This window comes from Enterobacter sp. ku-bf2 (assembly GCF_001742765.1).
GTDB classification, from domain to species: Bacteria; Pseudomonadota; Gammaproteobacteria; order Enterobacterales; family Enterobacteriaceae; genus Enterobacter; species Enterobacter quasiroggenkampii.
Window position 1 is genome coordinate 58,722 of sequence record NZ_MDVW01000019.1, and the last position, 13,712, is coordinate 72,433.

At 57.4% G+C, this 13,712-nt stretch carries 10 protein-coding genes; 7 read left to right on the forward strand and 3 right to left on the reverse strand.

What is annotated here, in order from left to right:
• Nucleotides 1–114: 114 nt before the first annotated feature.
• Complete coding sequence (locus BFG58_RS17585) at nucleotides 115–1,224, reverse strand: AI-2E family transporter (RefSeq protein ID WP_048030055.1); 1,110 nt, start codon at nucleotides 1,222–1,224, stop codon at nucleotides 115–117.
• A 363-nt stretch (nucleotides 1,225–1,587) separates the two neighbouring features.
• Between BFG58_RS17585 and mmuP the strand changes: the two genes are divergently transcribed.
• The 6 genes from mmuP (at nucleotide 1,588) to tauD (ending at nucleotide 7,523) form a co-directional block, all read left to right on the forward strand.
• A complete protein-coding gene (gene mmuP, locus BFG58_RS17590; protein ID WP_008503244.1) occupies nucleotides 1,588–2,988 on the forward strand; it encodes an S-methylmethionine permease in 1,401 nt (466 codons plus the stop codon).
• Nucleotides 2,975–3,907, forward strand: coding sequence for a homocysteine S-methyltransferase (gene mmuM / locus BFG58_RS17595; protein WP_069720212.1), 933 nt, complete (start codon nucleotides 2,975–2,977; stop codon nucleotides 3,905–3,907). The genes mmuP and mmuM overlap by 14 nt, the downstream gene beginning before the upstream one ends.
• A gap of 206 nt (nucleotides 3,908–4,113) precedes the next feature.
• Entirely contained in the window at nucleotides 4,114–5,076 is a 963-nt protein-coding gene (gene tauA / locus BFG58_RS17600; RefSeq protein ID WP_001018397.1) for a taurine ABC transporter substrate-binding protein, read from the forward strand.
• 10 nt (nucleotides 5,077–5,086) lie between these two features.
• On the forward strand, nucleotides 5,087–5,854 hold the full coding sequence (gene tauB / locus BFG58_RS17605; protein WP_069720213.1) for a taurine ABC transporter ATP-binding subunit: 768 nt from the start codon (nucleotides 5,087–5,089) through the stop codon (nucleotides 5,852–5,854).
• Nucleotides 5,851–6,678, forward strand: coding sequence for a taurine ABC transporter permease TauC (gene tauC / locus BFG58_RS17610; protein ID WP_048225831.1), 828 nt, complete (start codon nucleotides 5,851–5,853; stop codon nucleotides 6,676–6,678). Before tauB ends, tauC begins: the two co-directional genes overlap by 4 nt.
• On the forward strand, nucleotides 6,675–7,523 hold the full coding sequence (gene tauD, locus BFG58_RS17615) for a taurine dioxygenase (RefSeq protein WP_045909818.1): 849 nt from the start codon (nucleotides 6,675–6,677) through the stop codon (nucleotides 7,521–7,523). Before tauC ends, tauD begins: the two co-directional genes overlap by 4 nt.
• 105 nt (nucleotides 7,524–7,628) lie before the next feature.
• On the opposite strand, the gene BFG58_RS17620 is transcribed toward tauD, so the two are convergent.
• A complete protein-coding gene (locus tag BFG58_RS17620; protein WP_069720214.1) occupies nucleotides 7,629–9,329 on the reverse strand; it encodes a lysophospholipid acyltransferase family protein in 1,701 nt (566 codons plus the stop codon).
• A 127-nt stretch (nucleotides 9,330–9,456) separates the two neighbouring features.
• On the reverse strand, nucleotides 9,457–10,431 hold the full coding sequence (gene hemB / locus BFG58_RS17625) for a porphobilinogen synthase (RefSeq protein WP_045909816.1): 975 nt from the start codon (nucleotides 10,429–10,431) through the stop codon (nucleotides 9,457–9,459).
• A gap of 452 nt (nucleotides 10,432–10,883) precedes the next feature.
• On the opposite strand from hemB, the gene BFG58_RS17630 reads away from it, so the two are divergent.
• On the forward strand, nucleotides 10,884–13,658 hold the full coding sequence (locus BFG58_RS17630) for an autotransporter outer membrane beta-barrel domain-containing protein (protein ID WP_069720215.1): 2,775 nt from the start codon (nucleotides 10,884–10,886) through the stop codon (nucleotides 13,656–13,658).
• Nucleotides 13,659–13,712: the final 54 nt, after the last annotated feature.

A 13,712-nucleotide genomic window follows, 5' to 3' on the forward strand; every position in this document is an offset into this window, starting at 1 on the left:
GATCCTTTTACGACATGAGTAGGATGGCGTTCTTCAAATTATAGAAAACGTCTGATTTAAGGCGAAAAAAAAGGCGGCACAGCGCCGCCTGGTGTGGTCTTTATCGTCACGTCCTTACAAATCTGGAGGATTTTTTCCTTCTTCGATGAAATCCGCGTCCAGCTCTTCGGCGTTACCTTCGTGATCGCGTCCGGAGAAGAGGTTCCAGCAGGCGATAAACAGCGCGGCGATGAGTGGCCCAATCACAAAACCGTTAATGCCGTACAGCTCCATGCCACCGAGGGTGGAGATCAGAATCAGGTAGTCCGGCATTTTGGTGTCTTTCCCCACCAGCAGCGGGCGCAGAATATTGTCCACCAACCCGACGATAATCACGAAAAAGCCGACAATAAACAGCCCCTGCCAGATCTGGTGCGTGGCGAAGAGGAAGATAGCGGCGGGCACCCAGACAATCGCTGAGCCGATGGCGGGCACGAGGGAAAGGAACGCCATCAGTGCGCCCCAGAGCACGCTGCCGTCGATACCGGCAATGGCAAAGGCAATCCCGCCGAGGATGCCCTGAACCACGGCCACCGCCGCCGTCCCTTTTACCGTGGCGCGTGACACGCCGACGAATTTGGCGAACAGATGCTGCTTGGCAAAATCGGACAGGGGCAGGGAGTCGAGGATCTGGCGTACCAGATACGGGCCGTCTTTCAGCAGGAAGAACAGCAGATACAGCATGATGCCGAAGCTAATCGCAAAGCCAAACGTCCCCTTGCCGATCAGGAACGCGCTGCCCGCCAGATACTGTCCGCCCTGCAGGGCGACATCGGAGAGTTTTTTCTGGATCTGCGCCGCGTTGGTCAGGTTGTGATCCGCGAGGAAGCCGCTGGCCCAGTCAGGCAGGTGGTTGAAGATGCTCGCCACTACTTCCGGGAACTGGGTGTTGTTCTCCTGCAGTTTGGTGTAAACCACATTCAGCTCAATGGCGAGCGAGGAGAGGATCACCATCAGCGGAATAAAGACGATCAGGCAGATAATACCGATGGTCAACAGCGAGGCCAGCCCGTTGCGCTCCCCCAGCGCGGTGCGCAGCTTATTTTTTACCGGGTTGAAGATAACGGTCAGAATGGCGGCCCACAGTATCGCGGAGAAGTAGGGCGACAGCACGTCGAAGAAGGCCCAGGTCACGAGGGCGAGAATGAAAATAAAGAAACCTTTAGTCAGTCCGTTAAAGCGCATCAGTCATTCCTGGTTACTAAGAAACTGTGACGACTATAGAACCGATTGTGAGAATTACCAACCTTGCACCGGGTGGCGGCTGCGCCTTACCCGTCCTGCGGGCAGTGTTACGGTATGACTTCGCGCTTTACGGATACCACTTTCGACTGACCGAAGATCGCCTTTTCCCGCACCATGCTGTAAGTATCTGCTTGCGGAGGTGCTTATGGCCTGGCGTCCGATTCTCTATGTCATCCTCACAACCCACCCCAGACTCAGCGCGCGGCGCGCCCGTTTGCGTCTGGTCATCTAGCTTTTTATTAACAATCGCGGTATAACACACCTTCTTTGGATGTTTAGATGTCCATACGTATAGAAGGTAATATGCAAACACAACAAGAAAATGGGCAGCTTAAGCGCACCATGAAAACACGTCACCTGATCATGCTCTCGCTGGGTGGCGTGATTGGGACAGGGTTATTCTTCAATACCGGCTACATCATTTCCACGACCGGGGCGGCGGGCACGCTGCTGGCCTATCTGATCGGCGCGCTGGTGGTCTGGCTGGTGATGCAGTGTCTGGGCGAACTCTCCGTGGCGATGCCGGAAACCGGCGCGTTCCACGTCTATGCCGCGCGTTATCTTGGCCCGGCGACGGGCTATACCGTGGCGTGGCTCTACTGGCTCACCTGGACGGTGGCGCTCGGGTCAAGCTTTACCGCCGCCGGGTTCTGCATGCAGTACTGGTTCCCGCAGGTGCCCGTATGGGCTTGGTGCGTGGTCTTCTGCGTGGTGATTTTTGGCCTGAATGTCATCTCAACGCGCTTTTTTGCGGAAGGTGAATTCTGGTTCTCCCTGGTGAAAGTCATCACCATCATTGCCTTCATTATTCTTGGCGGCGCGGCGGTCTTTGGCTTTATCCCGATGCAGGACGGTTCCCCCGCGCCGGGCTTAAGCAACATCACCGCCGAGGGCTGGTTCCCGCACGGCGGACTGCCGATCCTGATGACCATGGTGGCGGTGAACTTTGCCTTCTCCGGGACCGAACTCATCGGTATCGCCGCAGGGGAAACGGAAAATCCGCACAAGGTCATCCCAGTGGCGATCCGCACCACCATTGCGCGCCTGATCATCTTCTTTATCGGCACCGTGTTTGTGCTGGCGGCGCTGATCCCGATGCAGCAGGCGGGCGTGGAAAAGAGCCCGTTCGTGCTGGTGTTTGAAAAGGTCGGTATTCCTTACGCGGCGGATATTTTTAACTTTGTGATCCTGACGGCGATCCTTTCGGCGGCAAACTCCGGACTGTACGCCTCCGGGCGCATGCTGTGGTCGCTCTCTAATGAGAAAACGCTCCCGCGCTGTTTTGCCCGCGTAAATAAAAACGGCGTGCCGCTGACGGCGCTGTCGGTTTCTATGCTCGGCGGCGTGCTGGCGCTGTTCTCAAGCGTCGTGGCGCCTGACACGGTGTTTGTCGCGCTCTCGGCGATTTCTGGCTTTGCGGTGGTGGCCGTCTGGATCAGCATCTGCGCGTCGCACTTCGTTTTCCGTCGTCGCCATCTGCAGTCCGGGCAGCCGCTCTCTGCGCTGCAGTACCGCGCGCCGTGGTATCCGCTGGTACCGGTGCTCGGTTTTATCCTCTGCGTGGTGGCTTGTGTCGGCCTGTGGTTTGACCCAAGCCAGCGCATTGCCCTTTATTGCGGGATTCCGTTTGTCGCCCTGTGCTATGGTGCCTACTATCTGACCCGAAATATGACATCGCAGGAGCCCGAACATGTCGCAGAATAATCCGCTTACCGCCCTCCTTGAAAAGCAGCTGTTTGTGGTGCTGGATGGCGCGATGGCGACGGAGCTGGAAGCGCGCGGCTGTAACCTGGCAGACAACCTCTGGTCTGCCAAAGTGCTGATGGAAAACCCGGAGCTTATCCGCGAAGTGCATCTTGATTATTACCGCGCAGGTGCGCAGGTGGCGATCACCGCCAGCTATCAGGCCACGCCTGCGGGTTTTGCGGCGCGCGGCCTGGACGAGGCGCAGTCCCGGGCGCTGATTGGCAAAAGCGTGGAGCTGGCGCGTAAGGCGCGTGAAGCGTATCTGGCTGAAAATCCGCATGCGGGCACGCTGCTGGTGGCGGGATCCGTTGGACCGTATGGAGCCTATCTGGCTGATGGCTCAGAGTATCGTGGCGACTACGTGCGCAGTGCGGAAGCCTTCACCGACTTCCACCGCCCGCGCGTGGAAGCGCTGCTGGATGCGGGCGCTGACCTGCTGGCCTGCGAAACGCTGCCGTCTTTTGCCGAGATTAAGGCGCTGGCGACCCTTCTGGCCGGGTATCCCCGCGCCCGGGCGTGGTTCTCTTTTACCCTGCGGGACAGTGAACACCTGAGCGACGGCACGCCGCTGCGTGACGTAGTCAGCGCGCTGGCCGACTCTCCGCATATCGTCGCGCTGGGCATTAACTGTATCGCGCTGGAAAACACCACGGCGGCACTGAAGCACCTGCAAAGCCTGACGCCGTTGCCGCTGGTGGTCTACCCGAACTCGGGCGAGCATTATGATGCGGTGACCAAAACCTGGCACCACCACGGCGAAGCGTGCGAGACGCTGGCGGGGTATCTGCCCCAGTGGCTGGACGCCGGAGCGAAGCTGATTGGCGGCTGCTGTCGCACTACGCCGAAGGATATTGCTGAGCTTAACGCGAAGCGCTGAGTTTTTTGCCGGGTGGCGGCTGCGCCTTACCCGGCCTACGGATCGCACAGCGCAGCGCCACCCGGCATAAACAAACGCACAAAACCAACTATCCTTTCCCGCTTTTTATCTAAAAACGAATCGTTATGAGCGATTCATTTTTATTCCTTTATCAAAATTCCCGCGTTGGAAATACTGCCCTCATAACAACAAGGGGAGCAGGCACTATGGCAATTTCATCGCGAATCACACTACTCGGCGCACTGGCGCTGTGGGCATTTCAGGCGCAGGCGGTGGACGTCACCGTCGCGTATCAAACTTCTGCGGAACCGGCGAAAGTCGCGCAGGCGGACAACACCTTTGCCAAAGAGAGCGGCGCGAAAGTCGACTGGCGCAAGTTCGACAGCGGGGCCTCCGTGGTGCGTGCGTTAGCCTCCGGCGACGTGCAGATCGGCAATATCGGCTCCAGCCCGCTGGCGGTCGCGGCCAGCCAGCAAGTGCCGATTGAGGTGTTCCTGCTCGCCTCGCAGCTCGGTAACTCTGAAGCGCTGGTGGTGAAGAAAAACATCACCAAGCCGGAAGACCTGATCGGCAAACGCATCGCCGTGCCGTTTATCTCCACCACCCACTACAGCCTGCTGGCGGCGCTGAAACACTGGGGCATCAAGCCGGGGCAGGTACAAATTATTAACCTCCAGCCGCCGGCGATTATCGCGGCCTGGCAGCGCGGCGACATTGACGGGGCCTATGTGTGGGCACCGGCCGTGAACGAACTGGAAAAAGACGGCACCGTGCTGACCGACTCCGAAAAAGTGGGCCAGTGGGGCGCGCCAACACTCGACGTGTGGGTCGTGCGTAAAGACTTCGCCGAGAAACATCCTGAGGTGGTGAAAGCCTTCGCGAAAAGCGCGATTGACGCCCAGCAGCCGTACATCAGTAACCCGGATGAATGGCTGAAGCAGCCCGCCAACCTGGAAAAACTCTCCCGCCTGAGCGGCGTACCGGAAGCGGACGTACCGGGGCTGGTGAAGGGCAATACCTATCTGACCCCCGCGCAGCAGGTGCAGCAGCTGACCGGGCCGGTAAACAAAGCGATTGTTGATACCGCCACCTTCCTGAAAGAGCAGGGCAAAGTGCCCGCGGTAGCGACGGATTACAGCCAGTACGTGACCGATCGTTTTGTGAAATAAGGAGTCCGCCATGCTGAATATTACAAATCTGTCTGCTGATTACGGTGGCAAACCCGCGCTGGAGGAGATCAACCTGACGCTGGACAGCGGTGAACTGCTGGTGGTGCTGGGTCCGTCCGGATGCGGAAAAACCACGCTGCTGAATCTGATCGCCGGGTTTGTCCCTTATCAGCATGGCTCCATTCAACTGGAAGGCAAAAAGGTGGAAGGCCCCGGCGCCGAGCGCGGCGTGGTCTTCCAGAATGAAGGCCTGCTCCCATGGCGCAACGTGCAGGAAAACGTGGCGTTTGGGCTGCAGCTTGCGGGCATCAATCGTGAACAGCGGCTGGAAACGGCGCGGGCGATGCTGAAAAAAGTGGGGCTGGAGGGCGCGGAAAAACGCTATATCTGGCAGCTTTCCGGCGGCCAGCGACAGCGTGTCGGGATTGCCCGCGCGCTGGCAGCGAATCCGCAGCTGTTGCTGCTGGACGAGCCGTTCGGGGCGCTCGACGCCTTCACCCGCGAGCAGATGCAAACCCTGCTGTTGCGCCTCTGGCATGAGACGGGCAAGCAGGTGCTGTTGATTACCCACGATATCGAAGAGGCGGTATTTATGGCCACCGAGCTGGTGCTGCTCTCGCCGGGACCGGGCCGTGTGCTGGAGCGCTTGCCGCTGGATTTCGCCCGCCGCTACGTCGCGGGGGAACCCGTGCGCAGCATCAAATCCGATCCGCTGTTTATCGAACAGCGTGAGTACGTTTTAAGCCGCGTGTTTGAACAGCGGGAGGCCTTCTCATGAGCATCGTCTTCAGTGAAAAAACGCGCCGCACGCGTCTGGCGCTGCGCTGGCCTTTCTCACGTCAAATCACGTTGAGCGTCGGCACGCTGCTGGTACTGCTGGCGGTGTGGTGGGCAGTTGCTGCCCTGCAGTGGGTCAGCCCGCTGTTTCTGCCGCCGCCGGGACAGGTGCTGGCCAAACTCATTACCATCGCCGGGCCGCAGGGCTTTATGGATGCCACGCTCTGGCAGCACTTAGGTGCCAGCCTGGCGCGTATTCTGGTGGCGCTGCTGGCGGCGGTGATTATCGGCATTCCCGTGGGGATTGCGATGGGGCTGAGCCCGACGGTGCGCGGCATCCTCGACCCGCTGATTGAGCTTTACCGCCCAGTCCCGCCGCTGGCCTATCTGCCGCTGATGGTGATTTGGTTCGGCATCGGTGAAACGTCAAAAATCCTGCTGATCTATCTGGCGATTTTTGCCCCGGTTGCCATGTCTGCGCTGGCGGGCGTGAAGAGCGCCCAGCAGGTGCGGATCCGCGCGGCGCAGTCGCTGGGAGCCAGCCGTACGCAGGTGCTGCTGTTCGTGATTTTACCGGGCGCACTGCCGGAGATTTTAACCGGGCTGCGCATCGGCCTTGGCGTGGGCTGGTCCACGCTGGTGGCGGCGGAGCTGATTGCGGCCACGCGCGGCCTTGGGTTTATGGTGCAGTCGGCGGGAGAGTTCCTGGCGACTGACGTGGTGCTGGCAGGGATCGCGGTGATCGCCGCGATCGCCTTCGGATTAGAACTGGGGCTGCGCGCGTTACAGCGCCGTCTGACGCCCTGGCATGGAGAAATACAATGAGTGAACGTCTGACTATCACCCCGCTGGGGCCGTACATTGGTGCACAGGTGTCGGGCCTGGATGTGACCCGTCCGCTGAGCGATAACCAGTTTGAGCAACTGTACCACGCGGTGCTGCGCCATCAGGTGGTGTTCCTGCGCGAGCAGGCGATCACCCCGCAGCAGCAGCGCGCGCTGGCCCTGCGCTTTGGCGATCTGCATATCCACCCGGTCTATCCGCATGCGGAAGGGGTGGAAGAGATTATCGTCCTCGACACCCACAATGATAACCCGCCGGATAATGATAACTGGCATACCGATGTGACCTTTATCGACACACCGCCTGCGGGGGCGATTCTGGCGGCGAAACGGCTGCCGGAGACGGGGGGCGATACGCTGTGGGCCAGCGGGATTGCGGCGTATGAGGCGCTCTCCGCGCCGCTTCGGACGCTGCTGAGCGGGTTGCGGGCGGAGCACGACTTCAAAAAATCTTTCCCGGAGTACAAGTACCGTAAAACGGAAGAGGAACATCAGCGCTGGCAGGAGGCTGTGGCGAAGCATCCTCCGCTGCTGCACCCGGTGGTGCGGACCCATCCGGTAACGGGCAAACAGGCGCTGTTCGTAAACGAAGGGTTCACCACGCGCATCGTGGACGTGACGGAAAAAGAGAGTGAGGCGCTGTTAGGTTTCCTGTTTGCGCATATCACCAAACCGGAGTTCCAGGTGCGCTGGCGCTGGCAGGAGAACGATCTGGCGATCTGGGATAACCGCGTAACGCAGCATTATGCCAATGCGGACTATCTGCCGCAGCGCCGGATTATGCAGCGGGCGACGATTTTGGGGGATAAGCCGTTTTATCGTCCTTAACCCGTCGCTCCCGTAGGCCGGGTAAGCGCAGCGCCACCCGGCGAAAACGGTGCACAATTGCCGGGTGGCGGCTACGCCTTACCCGGCCTACAGAATACCGCACATTTAAAGGTGCGCCTCAATATACCGCTGATAGCGGTTCGCCTTCAGGTAACACAAATCCACCAGCACTAGCCCGTCAACGCAGTTGTTGAACGCGGGGTCGCTGCCAAAATCAATAAACTGCACGCCGCCGGGCTCGCACAGCTCGGAATATTGCTTGTAGAGCGGCGGAATGCCGCAGCCAAGATTGCCGAGCAGGGATTTCAGCTTCGTCAGATCGTCCACGTAATCCACGCCGCCAAACTGCGCCAGCACGTCCGGCAGGGACGCGGGATACGGCTGGCGCGAGGCGGCGAGCGGATGCGTCGCCGGGAACCACAGGCGGTAAAAGGCGACCAGCAGATCCCGCGCGGCAGGCGGTAAGCCACCGGAAATCGAGACCGGGCCAAACAGGTAGCGGTAGTGCGGATAACGCGCCAGATAAGCGCCAATGCCGGACCATAAATAGTCCAGGCCGCGGCGCCCCCAGTAGCGCGGCTGAATAAAGCTGCGCCCCAGCTCAATGCCTTGTTCCAGCACGTCCTGCATTTTGTCGTCGTAGTGAAACAGGCTATAGCTGTACAACCCCTCAACGCCGCGCTTTTCGATCTGCATGGCCGTCGGCATAAAGCGATACGCCCCGACGATCTCCAGATCGTCCTCATCCCACAGGATCAGGTGCAGATAATCATCGTCGTAGCTGTCGGTGTCCCGACGTTTGCCGCTCCCTTCCTCCACCGCGCGAAAGGCAATCTCGCGCAGGCGGCCCAGCTCGCGCAGCAGCGGGGCGTCTTCCTGACCGTTTCGCTGCCAAAGATAGATGGTTTTACCGTCGCTGGTTTTGCCCAGACATTCGGCCTGCGCCAGCGCGCGTTTCAGGGTGGCCCGGTCTTCCGGACGGGCAATGGCGCACTGGGTTTTAAAGACGCCGGGCACTCCCTTGCCAAGACGCATCACGTGCTGACGGCACTGCTCGGCCATCTCACGCGACGAAAGGGTAGCGCTGTGCCAGTGATGCCACGCAATCTGCTGGCCGATTTTGATCGGCAGCTGGCTGTGGCGGCGGCGGAACATCTGCTGCATCAACAGCAGCATCGACAGCGTTGGGGAGACCAGCGTGCTGGCATAAAAGAGCAGGCTGTTATGCGCCTGAATATGCACCGGCAGCAGCGGGGCGCGCAGCTTGCCGGCAAGTTTGATAAAGCCGGAGTGCCATTTTTTATCGCGAATGCCTTTGCGCGTGGGGCGGGACACTTCGCCTGCCGGGAAGAAGATCAGCACGCCCGCGTTTTGCAGATGCTGTTCCATCTGCACCAGAGACGTTTTCGCCGTCCTGCCGCCCATATTGTCCACCGGAATAAACAGCGAACTGAGGGGCTCAAGGTGGGTCAGCATCCGGTTGGTTACGACTTTAACATCGCGCCGCACGCGGGAGACGGCATACAGCAGCGCCAGTCCGTCCAGCGTACCCGTCGGGTGGTTGGCAATGATGACCAGCGGGCCATGTTCGGGGATTTGTTCGAGATCGCGGGCGGAAACGGTGCAGAGAATATCCAGGTGTTCCAGAACCTGCTCCACCATATCCAGGCCTTTCAGGTGGCGGTGGGCTGCGGCAAATTGCTGAAATTCATCTTCGTAGAACAGTCTTTTTAACAGACTTTTTTGCCAGGGTGCGGGCCTCGCCTGAGGCCAAAGATCGTCGAGAACGCTATCGAGGCTAAACATGGTCACTCCTCCTGCCGTCTTGCGAAGACAGTAGAAGGCGCAGATGTCGGTTGTATTGCAGTTGGGTGAAGATTTGAGCAGAGCGTAGGCCGGGTAAGGCGAAGCCGCCACCCGGCGCTAAAGCGGATTAACGCAGAATTTTCTTCTCGGCCAGATCCAGCGCGAAGTAGCTGAAGATCAGATCCGCGCCCGCGCGTTTGATCGCCCCCAGGCTTTCCAGGATCACTTTCTCTTCATCAATGGCACCCGCCAGGGCGGCGAATTTGATCATCGCGTACTCACCACTCACCTGATAAGCGCCCAGCGGCAACTCGGTGCGCTCGCGGATGTCGCGCAGGATATCCAGGTACGCGCCAGCCGGTTTTACCATCAGGCAATCTGCGCCCTGGGCTTCATCGAGCAGGGATTCACGAATCGCTTCGCGGCGGTTCAGCGGGTTCATCTGATAGGTTTTACGATCGCCTTTCAGCGCCGTACCGGCTGCTTCACGGAACGGGCCGTAGAAGGAGGAGGCAAATTTGGTGGAGTAGGACATGATGGCGGTGTCAGTGAAACCGGCCGCGTCCAGGGCCTGACGAATCGCCTGAACCTGTCCGTCCATCGCGGCAGAAGGTGCGATGAAATCTGCGCCTGCCGCGGCCGCGACAACAGCCTGCTTGCCGAGGTTAAGCAGGGTAGCATCGTTATCCACGCCGTGATCGCACAGCACGCCGCAGTGGCCGTGCGAGGTGTATTCACAGAAGCAGGTGTCGGACATCACCACCATTTCCGGCACGGTTTCTTTGCAGATGCGCGACATGCGGGCGACGAGGCCATCTTCTTTCCACGCGTCGCTGCCGGTCGCGTCAGTATGGTGGGAGATGCCGAAGGTCATCACCGAGCGGATCCCCGCGTTGGCGATACGTTCGATCTCACGCGCCAGATATTTCTCCGGAATGCGCATGACGCCCGGCATGGCTTCGATGGCCTTGTAGTCATCGATCTCTTCTTCAACAAAAATCGGCAACACCAGATCGTTTAAGCTCAGGGTTGTCTCTTCAAACATAGCGCGCAGTGCAGGTGACTTGCGCAGGCGGCGTGGGCGTGCAATTAAATCGGTCATGGTATGCCTGATGTTTGTGGAACAAAGAGGGCTAGTGTACATCAAAGTGAAGACGGGTGTTTTACTAAAGTGGGCATTTTGCTTTTGTGAAATGCGGCAGGTGAGTTTGCCTGTCATAAATAATATATAATGCAGGTCAGTATAACGCTGAGAGGAGAATGAAATATTCGTGTTATTTCTATATGGAAATGAAAGCATAATTAAAAATGATTTATTATTTTCCGGTGTGTTTTTCCGATTGGTTTAGCCGTGTATTAACATTCTGTTTTTATAATATTTATTTTATGACGCCTTATGGTTTGTGGTCTGAATGTGTTTTTGTCTGAATACGGACTTAATGGAAACATTCATTGAACCTTTTCGAAATGAAACTGCATAATTCCCTCCGCAATTAAATATTGCAAATTCATTGATGGACAAACTTGCTTACGTCCCTGAGGAGGGATGACCCAATGCAAACATGGAAAAAGAAACTCGTTGTATCTCAACTTGCATTAGCCTGCACCCTGGCTATCGCTTCTCAGGCCAATGCGAAGGATATTTCCGGTACGACATATAATACCTTCGGATACGATAATACAGCGTCCACCCCCTGGTATTATGGTTATGCCGACTGGGATTACTCGGATGCCATCCATGATGGTGATATTTATCCCGTGATTAATAAAGCCACCGTGAATGGTGTTATTTCAACGTACTACCTGGATGATGGCATCAATGGCCGGGCGAATGCGTTGAGTATTTCCAATAGCACCATTAACGGCATGATTACTTCTGAGTGTATGACCACCACATGTGCTGATGGCGTGGATGCTGACGGCACCCATCATACGCAATACGATCGTTTTAGCCTGACCGTTGATAATTCCACCCTTAACGATACGTACGAGCATTATGCGTATGATGTCGTGAATGGGGAAAATACGGAAAGACACTATCTGGATACGTACGATCTGGGTAATGCGATTACCCTGGATGTGGAATCGGATATTGTTATCCAGAATAATTCTCACGTCGCGGGGATTACCCTGACGCAGGGGTACCAGGAGCTGGATAATACGCCATACGACGGCGTTGAAGGCGTAGCCAACAGCAGCAACGTCTTTACCGACACGCTACTGGTGAAAGATTCGGTACTGACTTCCGGCGCGTACAGCGATTTAGGTACCAGCGGATTCTACGGTCAAACCGCGAAGCCGAGCGACTATGGTGAAACCAGCGCGACAGCGGCAGACGATGCGGCGCTGATTGTGGCCGCCAGCGCGTCTGATAACGCGATGCAAACCACCGCCACGTTCGATCATTCCACCGTTACTGGCGATATTCTGTTCTCCAGCACCTTCGACAACAACTTCTACCCGAACGGCGATCCGGCAACCGATACCACCGAAGACGGCATCTATAACCCAACCACCAACGGCTGGGATGGCACCGATAAGCTGGATGTGACGCTTACCAACGGCAGCAAATGGGTCGGCGCAGCACAGTCCAGCGTCGAGGCTATCGGCACGGCGCAGATGTATGGCCTGGGCTACAGCAACGTAGACTGGAACGCTCTGTCCCCTAACAGCATTTGGCCGGACTCCACCTATGACGACAACGGACATGTTGCGGGCGAAGCGGTGTATCAGAGCGGTCTGTTTAACATCGCGCTGGACAACGGTTCCGAGTGGGATACCCGTAAGGTATCTAACATCGACACCCTGACGGTCAACAACCAGTCTCAGGTCAACGTTGAAAACTCAGGCCTGCTGGCGGATGCCATCACTCTGACCAATGCGTCCTCATTGAATATCGGCGACAGCGGCGGCGTGGCTACCGACCATCTGTATCTGGACAGCGATAGCCGTGCGGCGCTGACGGAAGAAACGGCCGAGCTCTATGCCAACACCATCACCGTGGATAACGGTGCAGAGCTGGCGCTGGGGCTGGGTCAGGTTGATACGCACAATATGGTACTGACCGATGGCGGCGTGCTGAACGTTGCCAGCCGTGATTATGTGCTGAACAGCGATCTGAACAACGCACGCTATATCACTAACGATAAGCGCAGCGCTGATTATGACTACGGCGTAGTGGCCATTAACTCTGACGGCCATCTGGCGGTGAACGGTGACGTCGCCGGTAACTATCAGGTCCGTATCGATGACGCGACCGGAGCGGGTTCCGTTGCTGATTACAAAAACAAAGAGATCGTTCGCATCTATGACAATAATGCGGATACTGCAGCCAGCTTTACTGCTGCAAACAGAGCCGATTTAGGGGCCTATACCTACCAGGCGCAGCAGCAGGGTGACACCGTTGTCCTCCAGCAGAAAGCGCTGACCGACTACGCCAATATGGCGCTGAGCATTCCTTCTGCCAATACCAATATCTGGAATCTGCAGCAGGATACCGTAGGTGCGCGTCTGACCAACAGCCGTCACGGCCTGGCGGATAATGGCGGAGCGTGGGTGAGCTACTTCGGCGGCAATTTCGACGGTGACAATGGCGTTATCAGCTACGATCAGGACGTGAGCGGTATTATGGTGGGTCTGGATACCCAGATTGACGGTAATAACGCGAAGTGGATCGTCGGTGGAGCGGCAGGTTTCGCGAAGGGAGATATCAGCGATCGTACCGGTCAGGTCGATCAGGATAGCCAGACGGCGATGATCTACGCGTCAGCGAAGTTTACGAACGATCTGTTCCTCGACAGCTCCCTGAGCTACACCCGCTTCAACAGCGATCTTTCCGCTAACATGAGCAACGGCCAGTATGTTGACGGCAATACCACCAGCGACGCTGTTGGTTTTGGGCTGAAGCTGGGCTATGACTGGAAACCAAACCTCTCTGGCTACGTTACCCCATACGCAGCCGTATCGGGTCTGTTCCAGTCTGGTGATGACTATCGTCTGAGCAATGACATGCGCGTTGATGGACAATCTTACGATAGCCTGCGTTATGAACTTGGTGTTGATACGGGTTATACCTTCAACTACGGCGGCGATCAGGCTCTGACGCCTTATTTCAAACTGGCCTGGGTCTATGACGACGCCGATAACAATGCCGATATTAACGGTGACAGCATTGATAACGGCGTGAAAGGATCCGCTGTTCGTGTTGGGCTGGGCACCCAGTTCAGCTTCACGAAGAACTTCAGCGCTTACACGGATGCCACTTATCTGGGCGGCGGTGACGTTGACCAGAACTGGGGCGCAAACCTGGGTGTGAAATATACCTGGTAATGAATAAAAGCGGGGGAGGGGTTATCTTCCCCCGCTTTTTACAGAAGCAATAAA